This is a genomic window from Brevundimonas sp. (assembly GCF_013823285.1).
Lineage (GTDB): Bacteria > Pseudomonadota > Alphaproteobacteria > Caulobacterales > Caulobacteraceae > Brevundimonas.
Genome location: NZ_PNLV01000078.1, coordinates 1 through 12,466, shown reverse-complemented (window position 1 = coordinate 12,466; position 12,466 = coordinate 1). Strand labels below are relative to the sequence as shown.

The following is a 12,466-nucleotide window of genomic DNA, read 5'->3' as shown; positions in this document are numbered from 1 at the left end:
GAACAGGAACAGCAGGCCGAACGCCGCGAGCGCCAGCCCGCGCTTCAGCCCCGTGTCCAGCGCGCGCCGGGCGAGGCGGACCAGCGCCTGCAGGATGATGGCCAGCACGGCGGCCTTGACCCCGAAGAACGCGCCCTGGACCCAGGAAAGGTCCGCCGCATAGGCGTACAGGATCGACAGGGCCAGGATCACCGCCGCGCCGGGCAGGACGAACAGCCCGCCCGCGATCAGTCCCCCGGCCACCCCGTGAAGGCGCCAGCCCACATAGGTGGCCAATTGCTGGGCCTCGGGGCCCGGCAGCAGGGTGCAGAAGTTCAACGCCCGCAGATACTGGCCCTCGCCCAGCCATTGGCGTTCTTCGACCACCACCCTGTGCATGAGGGCGATCTGGCCTGCGGGCCCGCCGAAGCTGATCAGCCCGACACGGCCGAAGGCCCTGACGAGGTCGTGAAGCGGAACCTGACTTGGCGAACCGGACATTTCGTACCTATATTCCAATCTTCGGCCTTCAGAAGGAGACACGACCATGATCAGCGCGCTGGAAATCGGTTTCGCCCTTTCCGCCCTCTCGCTGGTCATCGGCTATGTCGCGCTTCGCCCCAAACCTGTACCCGTCCGCATTCGTGACGCTCGACAGCGTCGCCGCCCGAACGCCTGACGGAACTACCCTCTTCGACAATCTGACCCTGGCCTTCGGCCGTGAGCGCACCGGACTGGTGGGGCGCAACGGCGTGGGCAAGTCCACCCTGCTTCGCCTGATCGCCGGAACGCAGCCGCCGGCCGAGGGCGCGGTGTCGCGCGCCGGGACGATCGGCGTGCTGGACCAGAGGCATGACCCCGCGCCCGGTGAGACCATCGCCGACACTCTGGGCGTCGCCGGTCCGCTGGCGGTGCTTCGGCGGGCGCTGGCGGGCGAGGGCTCGGTCGCGGATCTGGGCGAGGCGGACTGGACGCTGGACGAGCGGCTGAACGACGCGCTGGGTCAGGTCGGCCTGTCCGGTCTCGACCTGCACCGCCTGACCCCCAGCCTCAGCGGCGGCGAACAGACGCGCCTGCGGCTGGCGAGCCTGCTGCTGGCCCGGCCCGATTTGATCCTGCTGGACGAACCCACCAACCACATGGACGCCGGAGGCCGGGCCCTGATCGCCGGGGTGCTGGAGCGGTGGGAAGGCGGCGCCGTGGCGGTCAGTCATGACCGCGACCTGCTGGGCCGGATGGATCGGATCGTTGAACTGTCCAGCCTTGGCGCGGCCACCTATGGCGGGAACTGGGAGCTCTACGCCGACCGAAAGGCCGCCGAGCGCGCGGCGGCGGCGCGCACCCTCGCCGCCGCGGAAACCGACGCCGCCCGCGCGACGGCCGACGCCCGGCGCCGCGCGGAAGCTCAGGCCCGGCGCGACAGGGCCGGACGCCGCAAGGGCATGAAGGGCGATATGCCGAAGATCCTGCTGGGCATGCGGGCAGAGAGCGCCGAGAATTCAGGCGCCCGGAACAACCGCCTGGCGGTGCGGGAGTCCGCCCGGGCCGAGGCTGATCTGGCGGCGGCCCGCGAGCGGGTCGAGCGCGCGCGTCTGTTGTCCATCCCCATGCCGTCCACAGGTCTGGCGTTCGGGAAGACCGTGCTGGAGATGAAGGAGGTCCGCTTCGCCTTTCCCGCTGCGGAGGACAGCAAGGCGGAGAGAAGGACCCTCGGCCCCGTCTCGCTGCGCCTCACCGGGCCCGAACGGCTCGCGGTCACGGGGCCGAACGGCGCAGGCAAGACGACCTTGCTGAAGCTGATGGCGGGAGCGCTTGAACCGGACGCCGGTGAGGTGCGCCGCCCGGTTTCCGCGGCTCTGCTGGATCAGGACGCGGCCCTCCTGAAACCGGACGAAACCCTGATCGAGGCCTGGCTGCGGCTGAACCCTGATGGGTCGCCCAACGACGCCCGCGCCGCCCTGGCCCGGTTCCTGTTCCGCAATGCGGAGGCCGAGCGCGTCGCCGAAACCCTGTCAGGCGGCGAGCGTCTGCGCGCCGCCCTTGCCTGCGTCATGACCGGCGCCCGGCCACCCCAACTACTGATTCTCGATGAGCCGACGAACCATCTGGATCTGGACTCCGTCGCGGCGGTGGAGGCGGCGCTGAACGCCTATGACGGGGCTCTGACGGTGGTCAGCCACGATGCGGTCTTCCTGGAACAGGTGGGGATAACCCGCACCCTGGCGTTGCCCGGCGCCCGAGTCGGAGGGTCTTCTTCGCGACCATGAGGGATCGGGAGTTCATGGCGCGCGCCCTCGGCGTGGTGCTGGTCTTCGCCGGAGCGGGACCGCTGATCGGCGGATTTGTGTTCGGGCTCCTGTGGATCGTGGAGGTGCTGACCTCGCCGTCGGAGCCCTGGCGCGCCGCCTATCTGACCACGCCCATATACGCCGCCCTGCTGGGATATCTGGCGGGATTTCTGCCCGCGCTCGCCACCGGCTTGGGCGCGGCCCTGACATCGCCGCGCCTCCGGGACGGCAGATTATGGGTCGCCGGCGCGGTTGTGCTGGGCGCCGCGGCCAGCGCGCTCAATCTGGTCTTCCTGAACACCGGCTATCCCACCAGCCGGCCTGACGGCGCGGACGTGGCCGGGATCATGCTGATCGGCGCCATCTCGTCCCTGGCCTGCGCCCTGCTGGCCGAGCCCCTGCGGCCCCGACCGCCGCGACGGCGAAACGGAGCCGGCTAGCCCCAGCCTTCCATGACGCCGGCGCGCCTCGCCGACATCTGCCCGGTCCGGGTGCGCGGCTCCTTTTCGGGGCGGCCGTACAGGTACCCTTGCGCGTATTTCACCCCGAGCCCTCGCAGTGCTTCGGCCACATCTTCGGTCTCGACCATTTCGGCGATGGTGGCGATGTCCAGATCGTCGCAAAGCTCGACCAGGTGGCGGATCAGCGTGCGCTCGCGCCCCTCCTCGCCCAGTCCGCGCACGAACAGGCCGTCGATCTTCACCACATCCACCGACAGCGACCTCAGATAGTCGAACGAGGCGCTGCCCGCGCCGAAGTCGTCGATGCAGATCTGGATGCCCGCGGCCCGCAGCGTCTTCAGCCGCCGTTCCGCCGCCGCCATGTCGTTGAGGGTGGCGGTTTCGGTGACCTCGATCATCAAGCGGCGCCGCAGGTCCGTCTGCCCCTCGGTCATGGAGAGCACCGCCTGGACATAGGTGTCCGACCCCAGAGAAGCGCCCGACGCGTTGACCGCGATGCGCAGCAGGCCGCCGCCTGGCGACTTCATCTTGCGCACGGCTTTTTCGACCACGCCCAGATCAAGATCAGTGACCAGCGCCAGCTCCTCGGCCATGCGGACGGCGCGAGCGGGGCTGGCGTTCTGCGAAAACCGCGTCAGGGCCTCGAAATGGTGCACCGCGCCCGTGCCGAGGTCGACGATCGGCTGGTAATGCAGGTCGAAGGCACGCTCGCGGATGACGGCCCGCAGCCGCTCGCCATCCTTCATGGTGCGCATCAGGGCGGCGGCGAAGGTCAACTGGGGCTCGCCGTCGGCGCCCTTCTTCAGGAAGCCGTCCAGCGCCATGCGAAGGGCCCGCAGCGTCGGCAGGGGATCGGCGGCGGGCGGCACCGGGGCTAACAAGGTGCGCGGCGTCACCTCGGCGCCGTGCTCTTCCAGCAGCCGTTCCAGATCCTCTCCCAGATCGTCCACGGCCGGAGGCTGGCCGAGGAGGGCGTACCTTTCCTCGCTCAGACGCGCGGCGCTGGCGCCGTTCCAGGATGCCGACTGCAGTAGTTTGCAGAGGGCGGCCATAAGCGCCTTTCCGTCGGGTCCGGCGGTATGGGATTCGACGCCCGGCAGATCCACGAAGGTGAAGGACAGCACGCTGCGCTGTTGCACGCTCAGGCCTTCGAAGGCGGTGAGCACCTTCTGGATCAGGCCGTCTCCGTCGACCAGGGGCGGCGGAGGGCCTTCAGCAACCTCCGCCGCCGCAAGGACAGCTGCACTGCGGTAGATGATGGCGCACGAGCAATGTGGGGCCAGCTCCGGCATGCCGAACAGTTTGAGGTCCGCGTTGCGGATCCTTGCGTCGCCCCACTGCATCTGCACCGGAAGCGTTGTGCGGCCCTGTGTCCGCGAAGCGAGCGCCTCGGCGACGTCCACGCCGGATGCGGCGGTGAACAGATCCGCAAGCAGCCGCCCCTTCAGGCTCTCGGTGTCGACCCCGTCCGGCGCTGCGCCGAGGGCCAGCACAATGCGACCATTCTCGTCGACCTCCGCAAGCAGGTCGGCGGATGCGAAGGCCATGCCTAGAAGGTTGCGAGTCAGCGACATGCCGCCAGCATCGCCGTTAGTCGTAAACAAGCGCAGAATGCCAGCGGTTAATGCACCGCCGAAACGGCGCCCCGCATTTCGCTGAATCGATCTCGGTCTAGGCTTTGCGGTTCAGGGTCACGGCGCGGCCGTCCACGCCTGCCGCCCTGCCGCCCGCGCCATAGCCCGCGCCCTGGGCCCGCGCGGCGGCGACTTCCTGGGCGATGGCCTGCACCAGACCTTCGGTAATGGTCTTGGCGGCTTCCAGCGCCCGGTTGTGGCGCGCCAGAACCGCCTCGAAGGCCTGGGTCGCGGCGATCAGGGCGTCCCGCTCGGCGGTCGGCAGGTCCTCCAGCAGCCGGCGATCCGCCTTCACCCGCGCCGTCTCGCGGCGATAGAGGTTGGCCATCTCCTGGGTCTCGGCGATCCCGGCGGCCACGTCCTGGGGACGACGGGCCTCGAAGCAGCGGGTTTCTTCGGACAGGCGCTCGGTCAGGCGTTCGGTCAGGGCGGTCAGGTGGGTGGCGTTTTCGGTCGGGGTCATGCGGCGTCTCCTTCGCTGGGGACTATGGCTTGTCCCGACTGCATGCGGATCATCCCGGCCATGACCTGGTCGGCGAGGCCGATGCCGCCAGCGCGGCTGATCTGCTTGCCCATCTCGTCGATCATGAAGCCGCGCCAGGTCTCTTCCGCATGGCCGCCGCCGAAGGGCACCTCGGTGGACAGGCCCTCGAACATGGGCCGCAGCATCTGGGCCAGGAAGGTGGCCTCGAAGTCCTGGGCCGTCTGGCGGATGCGGGCTGCGTCGGCGCCGGACAAGGCCGTCGGCGAGGGGGCGCCGCGCAGCATGTCGACGGAAGGGGCCATGGGGGTCATCACATCACCTCGATTTCGGCCTGCAGGGCTCCCGCAGCGCGGATGGCCTGCAGGATGGAGATCATGTCGCGCGGGCTGACCCCCAGGGCGTTCAGTCCGTTGACCAGGGTGGACAGGGAGGTGTCGCCGCCGACGATGCGCATCTGGCGGCCGCGCTCCTCCTCGATGGTCACCTCGGTATCGGGCAGCACCACCGTTTCACCGTCGCTGAACGGCGCGGGCTGGCTGGCGAAGGGGCGCTCCTGGATGGAGACGGTCAGGTTGCCCTGGGCGATGGCCACGGTGGAGACGCGCACTGCGTCGCCCATGACGATCACCCCGTTGACCTCGTCGATGATGACCCGGGCGGGGCTGTCCACGCTCACGGGCAGGTTCTCGATGCGGCTGATGAAGCCGGCGGCGCCCAGCTGGGGGGGCGGGCGCAGGGTGATGACCGCGCCGTTGTCGGCGAAGGCCGTGCCCGGATAGGCCAGATTGATCGCCTGGGCCACGCGCTGGGCGGTGGTGAAATCCGGATTGCGCAGGTTCAGCCGCAGCTCGCTCATGGAGGCCAGGGAGAAGCCGGTCTCGAGCTCGACGCTGGCCCCGCCGGCGATGCGGCCCGAGGTGGGCACGCCGCGCGTGATCGAGGAGCCCGACGCGCCTCCGGCGGAAACCGAGCCGGTCTGCACGGTGCCCTGGGCCACCGCATAGACCTGGCCGTCGGCCCCCTGAAGGCTGGTGACCAGCAGGGTGCCGCCCAGAAGGCTCTTGGCGTCGCCCATGGCCGAGACGTTGATGTCGATGCGCGAGCCCGCCGTGGCGAAGGAGGGCAGGTCGGCGGTGACCATGACCGCCGCGATGTTCTTGGTGTTGGCGTTGGCGTCGCGGATGTTGACGCCCAGCCGCTCCATCATCGCCTCCAGCGACTGGCGCGTCATGGGCGAGTTGCGCAGGGAGTCGCCGGTGCCGTTCAGGCCCACCACCAGGCCGTAGCCCACCAGCTGATTGGTGCGCACGCCCTCGACCGAGGCGATGTCCTTGATGCGGGACTGGGCCATGACGGGCGCGTTCCAGCCGACAGCCACGGCGGCGAGGGCGAGGGCGGCGATACGGGCGATCAGACGCATGGGTGAATTCCAATACTGTTCGGCAGGCGCGATGCCAGATGCGTGCCACCAGAAAATGCAGCAAAAACAGAGAGCGGAGAGGCGGAACTTTCACCCGCCGGGCAAATGCTGCCGGGCCGTTAACCAAACGGTGACCCGAACGCCCTGATGGTGCCTCCGTGTTAATCCGCGCCAGGTTCAGGAGCGCTCGTCCATGAAGGTCACCGGTCCCTCGGGCACGACCTCGACCCCGTCCAGCCGCACATCCCGCACCTCCGGAGGCGGGTTCAGCCTGCCGTCCGGCGGCGCGTCCGGGCCGGGGGCCGCATCCGCCGCCTCTGCTGCCGGGGGCGTCGCCGGAGTCTCGGCCCTGATGGCGCTGCAGGGGGTCGAGGACGCCACCGAGCGCCGGCGCCGGGCCATGCGCCGGGGCGGCGGACTGCTGGACCGGCTGGACGAACTCAAGCTGATGATGCTGGCCGGGCAGGACGGCGTGGGGGTGCTCAACACCCTGGCCCGGGCGGTGCGTGAGGAACGTCCCGATTGCGCCGACCCGGGTCTTGATGCGGTGCTGGATCAGATCGATCTGCGCGCCGCGGTGGAACTGGCCAAGGCGGACATGCGCCGGAGCCTCTGAAATAGCTGTCCGTATTCAGGGATTTCCCTGATGAGGCGGTGAATTTCGCCCGCATGATGATTTTTCCATCACGGATGCGAGAACGCCGTTGCGGCGACTCGTCGCGGGCCATATACGTCCACTCGCTTCGCAGGGGGGCGCTCGGAGCGAGCGTGAGTTTGTGATGATGACCGCAACCGCGACCATGACAGCCGGACAGTCGGCCTATCGGCCATCTGACGACGAGCCGTTCATGAATGAACGGCAGCTGGCCTATTTCAAGCAGAAGCTGATGGACTGGAAGGATGATATCCTTCGCGAGTCCAAGGGCACTGTGGTGAACCTGAAGGCCGAGACCGAGAACCACCCCGATCTGGTGGATCGGGCGTCTTCGGAGTCCGACCGGGCGCTGGAGCTGCGCACCCGCGACCGCCAGCGCAAGCTGATCTCCAAGATCGACGAGGCCCTGCGCCGGATCGAGGACGGCTCCTACGGCTATTGCGAGGAAACGGGCGAGCCCATCGGCCTGGGCCGTCTGGAAGCCCGCCCCACCGCGACCCTGAGCGTCGAGGCGCAGGAGCGTCACGAGCGCCGCGAGCGCGTTCACCGGGACGACTGACATGCGCGCGCCGGGGCTGATCGCTGTCCTGGCCGTTCTGATCCTGTCGCTGACCGGCGCCTCCGGTCGGGCCCAGGCCCCTGACTACGCCGTCACGCCGCTGGATCACCTGCCCGCCCTGCGCGGCGACTATTTCCGCATCGACTCCGACGCGACCGGGCGGCCCTATCACATCTATGTCCGCTATCCCGAGGGCTACGACCCCGCCGCGGATGTGCGCTACCCCACGGTCTATCTGACCGACGGCGACTCCCTGTTCCCGATCCTGGCGGCGAACCACCTGTTTCTGCATTACGACGAACGACTGCCCGAGGCGCTGGTGGTGGGTATCGCCTATGGCGGTTTCGATCCGGCGGTGAACCGGCGCAACATCGACTTCCAGTCTCCCGGCGACGGCGCCCGACAGGCGGGAGCCGAGGCGTTCCAGCGCTTCCTGAAGGCCGAGTTGCTCCCGCGCATCGAGGCGAGTTACCGCTCGGATCCCGGCCGCCGCGTGCTGTTCGGCCAGTCGCGCGGCGGCGCCTTCGTGCTCTATTCCGCCGTCACGGACCCGGACCTCTTCTGGGGCCGCATCGCCAGCAATCCCTCGATCACGCCCGGAATCGACTCCCTGCTGGAGCCTGCAGCAGAAGCGACGCGCCCCGATCTCGGGGTAGTGGTGACCAGCGGCACGCGCGACCGTCCGGACCTTCAGGCCGAGGCCGTTCAGTGGCTCGAACACTGGGACCGCCAGACAGCGCGCCCATGGCGCCTGCACCCGGTCCGCATCGAGGACGGCACCCACGCCGCCAACGCTCCCGACGCCTATCGGGCGGGCATGCTGTGGCTGTTCGGGCAGGAGAGCGAAGCGGGCGATTAGGGATCAACGCCTCCGACCGGTAATCGGTCAGGCGGCCAGGAAGGTCAGCGCCTCGATCTTGTTGCCGTCGGGATCGCGGACGAAGGCGGCGTAGTAGTTGGCGTCGTATTCGGGTCGAAGACCGGGCGCCCCGTCGTCCGACCCCCCCTGGGCCATCGCCGCACGATAGAATGCGTCCACCACAGCGCGCTGCTCCACCTCGAACGCAATGTGCACGCCATTTCCCGCAGAAGCCTGCCCGCCGTTTGCAGGAAGATTGAGGCTGAACACCGTAATCCCGGCGCCATACCCGATCGCCTCGTCACTCTCGAAGGTGAGCCGGAGACCGAGCGCCTCCATGACGGGATCATAGAAGGCCCGCGCCCGCTTGAGGTCTGTCGCGCCGAGAGAGACGTGATGAAGCATGGCGATGGAATTCGGCGTAACCCGGATTGTTCCCGCTTCCCGGTCCGTCGTGAAAGGCGTGCAGCGGCGCCGGCCCCCAAGGCCCACCTTGACTTCCGGCCCCCGCTGACCGACCTGTGCGCCTTCTCTGCAAGGTCTGAATTCCATGTCCGTCAAGGTTCGTTTCGCGCCGTCCCCCACGGGACGCCTGCACGTGGGCAACGTGCGCACCGCTCTGGTCAACTGGTTGTTCGCCAAGGGGCAGGGCGGCGCCTTCGTGCTGCGCATCGACGACACGGACCTGGAGCGGTCGACGAAGGAATTCGAGACCGGCATCGAGACCGACCTGCAGTGGCTCGGCCTGACCTGGGATGAACGCTACAACCAGTCGCAGCGCTTCGACCGCTACGAGGAGGCCGCCGCGCGCCTCAAGGCCGCCGGACGGCTGTATCCCTGCTACGAGACGTCGGACGAGCTGGACCGCCGCCGCAAGGTGCAGCTGTCGCGCGGCCTCCCGCCCATCTACGACCGCGCCGCGCTGGAGCTGACCGACGAGGACAGGGCGAAGCTGGAGGCCGAGGGCCGCCGCCCGCACTGGCGCTTCAGGCTGGAGGGCAAGCGCGTGGCCTGGGAGGATCTGGCACGGGGCCATGCCGAGGTGGATACCGCCTCCATGTCCGACCCGGTGCTGATCCGCGAGGACGGCCTGTTCCTCTACACCCTGCCGTCGGTGGTGGACGACATCGACATGAAGATCACCCACGTGATCCGGGGTGAGGACCACGTCACCAACACCGGCGCCCAGATCGAGATCTTCGAGGCGCTGGGGGCCGACGCCCCGGGCTTCGCCCACATGCCGCTGCTGGTCGGCGCCGACGGCGCGGCCCTGTCCAAGCGGCTGGGGTCGCTGTCCATCGCCGACATGCGCGACCATGGCTATGAGCCCATCGCCATCACCAGCCACCTGGGCCGCATCGGCACGTCCGACCCGCTGGAGGTCGCGGCCTCGGTGGAGGCGCTGGGCCAGTCCTTCGCCTTCTCCAAGATGGGCCGTTCGCCCGCGCGCTACGACACCGCCGATCTGGATCGTCTGAACGCCCAGTCCCTGCACGGCATCGCCTATGATGACGCCCGGGCGCGTCTGGTCGCCATGGACTGTGATCTGGGGCAGGGGTTCTGGGACGCGGTGCGCCCGAACCTGGGCAAGTTCGCCGATGTGAAGGATTTCGCCCGACTCGTGACCGGGCCGGTCACGCCGGTCATCGCCGACCCGGCCTTCGCGGCGGCGGCGCTGCAGGTGCTTCCGGCGGAGATCGGCGCCGACGGCTGGAGCGTCTGGACCGGTGCGGTGAAGGAGGCGACGGGCGCCAAGGGCAAGGCCCTGTTCATGCCCCTGCGTCAGGCGGTGACCGGCATGGAGCACGGCCCCGACATGGCCGCCCTGCTGCCCCTGATCGACCGCGACCGCATCGTGCGGCGGCTGAAGGGCGAGACGGCGTAGCCGCTTCCCTTCTCCCCTCGTGGGAGAAGGTGGCCGCGTGAGCGGCCGGATGAGGGGGCGGGTCAGCTGCACTGGTCGAGCGCTATTGCTGAGCCGCCGTCGCCCTCACCCTGCGGGCGACGAAGCGGTCTGCTTCGCATCCCGCTGCGCGCAACCCTCTCTCGCAAGGGGAGAGGGAGCGTTTCAGTTTAGCCCGCCGAGGCGTTGCAGGCGGCGAGTTGCTGTTCGTTCAGGGTCTGGCCCTTCCACGAGAAGGTGGTGACGGCGCCGAGGCGCGCCACCACGCGGCGGCAGGCGCGGTCGGCGGGCTGGTTCGTTCCGCCCCGCGCTTCGCAGGCGCCGGTTTCGTCGCACGACCAGCTGGCGCCGTCGATGATGACGCGGCCCGAGGGCGCCAATGAGGCGTCGGCCAGGGTGAGGCTGGTGGCGGGCGTTTGAGCCGCCGCGGGAACGGCGAGAGCCAGGACGGCGAGGGCGATGAGAGCACGCATGGGAGGTCTCCGATGATATCGGGGCGCGCTTCACGCCCCACGGCGCCATGTGTCAGTCTTTAATCGAAACTGTCAAGGCGAGTTGTCTATCGCAACCCACACGGACCGCAATTATGATCGTTGATAAGTTATCGACGATCATGGCGCAATCGAGGCGCTTCATGCGCACGCTTGAGCGCCGCCATCACCTCGTCCACGGTGTTGCAGACTTCCCATGCCTCCAGAAACAGGCCCGGGGTCATGCCCTCGTCCACCGTATGGCGCATCAGGGCGAACAGGCTTTCCCAGAACCCGTTCTGATTCAGGAAGATCACCGGCTTGTCGTGGAGGTCGAGCCGCTTCCACGACAGGATCTCCACCACTTCCTCCAGCGTCCCCACGCCGCCGGGCGCCACCACGAAGGCGTCGGACTCGTCGTACATGAGCTGCTTGCGCTGGTGCATGGAGGGCACCACAAGAGTCTCCACCTCCTCGAACAGGCGCTCGCGGCTGCGCAGGAACAGGGGCATGATCCCCAGCACCTCGCCGCCGGCCTCATGCGCCGCCCGGGCCGAGGCGCCCATCAGGCCTACCCCGCCGCCGCCATAGACCAGCCGGATGCCTTCACGGGCCAGCGCGCGGCCCAGATCCGCAGCCCAGACCACGTACTCCGGATCGGCGGAATCAGAGGAGCCGCAGAACAGGCAGACAGAGCGGACGGGCTTCAGATCGTGGGGCAGGGGGCCTTCGGGCATTGACGTCTCGGCGATTGCGGCGACAGGAAGAACGCGGTTGCGATTTTGGGACCGGAAGCCATACAGGCGGGAACGCGCGGATGAAACGACTGATTGCCGTGTTCAGGGCCGGCGCCGGCGCCGCAACCGTGATCCTCCTGACCGCTTGCGGTGACCAACCGGAGGCCGACACCCGGCAGTCGGGTCAGATGCAGACCAGCTGGGCCGCGCCGGCCCGGCTCGAGACCGCCGCGTTCGAGCCGGACGGCGTGACCCTGACCGGAGCCGCCGGCCCCGGCGACCGGATCGTGCTGACGGACATGGCCGGCGTCTCGGTCGCCGCCACCGCCGGCCATGACGGGGTCTTCAGTCTTCGCCTGGCCACGCCCGTGGCCGTCAATCTGCACCATGCGGAAATCCAGAGCCGCGGCAGCCAGGCCCGGGCGGGCGAGTGGCTGGCCGTCACACGGGGGCCGGCGGCGGTGGCTGCGGTGCTGGCGCCCGGCGCGGCGGTGACCCCGCTGAGTCACGCGGGTCTGTTGTCGGGTGTCGATTATGACGGCTCGGCCGTCCTCGTCTCGGGCGCGGCGTTGCCGGGCCAACAGGTTCGTGTCAGCCTGGACGATCGGCCGGCCCAGACCGTGAGCGTGGATCAGACGGGCCGTTATGTGGCGCGGTTCGCCTCGACGCCTCCGGGGCCGCGCCGTTTTCGCGTCGAGGCCGGTGAACGAAGTCAGGATGTGCTGCTGACCCTGACGGCGCCTCCGACGGAGCTGGGTGTGAGCGGTTCAGCCGTCGCCACCCGCATTGACTGGCCCACGCCGGGCGGGGGCTTTCAGAGCAGCTGGATAGTGATTGCGGGGAGCGATGACGACTGACGCCGACGTTGCGTCATTTTCCCCTTCGCCCGGCTTGCATCGCCCGTGAACACGCTGCTATAGCCGCGCCTCCCGAGCGAACTGGTCCGCGGTAGCTCAGTGGTAGAGCAGCCGACTGTTAATCGGCTGGTCGTAGGTTCGAATCCTACCCGCGGAGCCA

General features: G+C 68.9%; 16 protein-coding genes and 1 tRNA gene. 9 read left to right on the top strand and 8 right to left on the bottom strand.

Annotated features, from left to right (window positions below; genetic code table 11):
* Positions 1–480 (bottom strand): chromate transporter (locus C0461_RS10955; RefSeq protein ID WP_292106822.1); only part of this gene is annotated, 480 nt, incomplete at its 3' end.
* Between the two features lie 46 nt (positions 481–526).
* On the opposite strand from C0461_RS10955, the gene C0461_RS10950 reads away from it, so the two are divergent.
* From C0461_RS10950 to C0461_RS10940, 3 genes are read left to right on the top strand one after another with little or no spacing between them, the layout of a single operon-like run.
* The gene (locus C0461_RS10950) at positions 527–658 is read left to right on the top strand and encodes a hypothetical protein (protein WP_292106820.1); all 132 of its coding nucleotides are present in this window, start codon (positions 527–529) and stop codon (positions 656–658) included.
* Positions 624–2,246 (top strand): ABC-F family ATP-binding cassette domain-containing protein, encoded by a 1,623-nt coding sequence (locus C0461_RS10945; protein WP_292106817.1) that lies wholly within the window; start codon positions 624–626, stop codon positions 2,244–2,246. The genes C0461_RS10950 and C0461_RS10945 overlap by 35 nt, the downstream gene beginning before the upstream one ends.
* Positions 2,247–2,260: 14 nt before the next feature.
* The gene (locus C0461_RS10940; RefSeq protein WP_292106814.1) at positions 2,261–2,707 is read left to right on the top strand and encodes a hypothetical protein; all 447 of its coding nucleotides are present in this window, start codon (positions 2,261–2,263) and stop codon (positions 2,705–2,707) included.
* Here the strand turns inward: C0461_RS10940 and C0461_RS10935 are convergent.
* The 4 genes from C0461_RS10935 to C0461_RS10920 form a co-directional block, all read right to left on the bottom strand.
* On the bottom strand, positions 2,704–4,302 hold the full coding sequence (locus tag C0461_RS10935; protein WP_292106812.1) for an EAL domain-containing protein: 1,599 nt from the start codon (positions 4,300–4,302) through the stop codon (positions 2,704–2,706). The two genes, C0461_RS10940 and C0461_RS10935, sit on opposite strands and share 4 nt — an antisense overlap.
* A gap of 97 nt (positions 4,303–4,399) precedes the next feature.
* The gene (locus C0461_RS10930; protein ID WP_292106809.1) at positions 4,400–4,825 is read right to left on the bottom strand and encodes a flagellar basal-body protein FlbY; all 426 of its coding nucleotides are present in this window, start codon (positions 4,823–4,825) and stop codon (positions 4,400–4,402) included.
* Positions 4,822–5,148: a rod-binding protein gene (locus tag C0461_RS10925; RefSeq protein ID WP_292106808.1), complete on the bottom strand. Its 327-nt coding sequence runs from the start codon at positions 5,146–5,148 to the stop codon at positions 4,822–4,824. The genes C0461_RS10930 and C0461_RS10925 overlap by 4 nt, the downstream gene beginning before the upstream one ends.
* An 8-nt stretch (positions 5,149–5,156) precedes the next feature.
* Positions 5,157–6,266, bottom strand: a complete 1,110-nt coding sequence (locus C0461_RS10920) for a flagellar basal body P-ring protein FlgI (RefSeq protein ID WP_292106807.1) — start codon at positions 6,264–6,266, stop codon at positions 5,157–5,159.
* A 193-nt stretch (positions 6,267–6,459) separates the two neighbouring features.
* On the opposite strand from C0461_RS10920, the gene C0461_RS10915 reads away from it, so the two are divergent.
* The 3 genes from C0461_RS10915 to C0461_RS10905 all read left to right on the top strand — a co-directional run bounded on the left by C0461_RS10915 (position 6,460) and on the right by C0461_RS10905 (position 8,339).
* Complete coding sequence (locus C0461_RS10915; protein WP_292106806.1) at positions 6,460–6,882, top strand: flagellar assembly protein FliX; 423 nt, start codon at positions 6,460–6,462, stop codon at positions 6,880–6,882.
* Positions 6,883–7,048: 166 nt separating this feature from the next.
* Positions 7,049–7,480, top strand: a complete 432-nt coding sequence (dksA, locus tag C0461_RS10910) for an RNA polymerase-binding protein DksA (RefSeq protein ID WP_045319308.1) — start codon at positions 7,049–7,051, stop codon at positions 7,478–7,480.
* A gap of 1 nt (position 7,481) precedes the next feature.
* Positions 7,482–8,339, top strand: a complete 858-nt coding sequence (locus C0461_RS10905; RefSeq protein WP_292106803.1) for an alpha/beta hydrolase-fold protein — start codon at positions 7,482–7,484, stop codon at positions 8,337–8,339.
* Between the two features lie 27 nt (positions 8,340–8,366).
* Here the strand turns inward: C0461_RS10905 and C0461_RS10900 are convergent, their stop codons facing one another.
* Positions 8,367–8,744 (bottom strand): VOC family protein, encoded by a 378-nt coding sequence (locus tag C0461_RS10900; RefSeq protein WP_292106800.1) that lies wholly within the window; start codon positions 8,742–8,744, stop codon positions 8,367–8,369.
* A gap of 145 nt (positions 8,745–8,889) precedes the next feature.
* On the opposite strand from C0461_RS10900, the gene gltX reads away from it, so the two are divergent.
* Positions 8,890–10,224 (top strand): glutamate--tRNA ligase, encoded by a 1,335-nt coding sequence (gene gltX / locus C0461_RS10895; RefSeq protein WP_292106796.1) that lies wholly within the window; start codon positions 8,890–8,892, stop codon positions 10,222–10,224.
* Positions 10,225–10,412: 188 nt separating this feature from the next.
* Here gltX and C0461_RS10890 read toward each other — a convergent pair whose 3' ends face one another.
* Positions 10,413–10,715 (bottom strand): hypothetical protein, encoded by a 303-nt coding sequence (locus C0461_RS10890; RefSeq protein ID WP_292106794.1) that lies wholly within the window; start codon positions 10,713–10,715, stop codon positions 10,413–10,415.
* A 128-nt stretch (positions 10,716–10,843) separates the two neighbouring features.
* Positions 10,844–11,449 (bottom strand): TIGR00730 family Rossman fold protein, encoded by a 606-nt coding sequence (locus C0461_RS10885; protein ID WP_292106793.1) that lies wholly within the window; start codon positions 11,447–11,449, stop codon positions 10,844–10,846.
* 80 nt (positions 11,450–11,529) lie between these two features.
* Between C0461_RS10885 and C0461_RS10880 the strand changes: the two genes are divergently transcribed.
* Together C0461_RS10880 and C0461_RS10875 are read left to right on the top strand one after the other, a co-directional pair.
* The gene (locus tag C0461_RS10880; protein ID WP_292106789.1) at positions 11,530–12,306 is read left to right on the top strand and encodes an Ig-like domain-containing protein; all 777 of its coding nucleotides are present in this window, start codon (positions 11,530–11,532) and stop codon (positions 12,304–12,306) included.
* An 85-nt stretch (positions 12,307–12,391) separates the two neighbouring features.
* A tRNA-Asn gene (locus C0461_RS10875) sits at positions 12,392–12,466 on the top strand.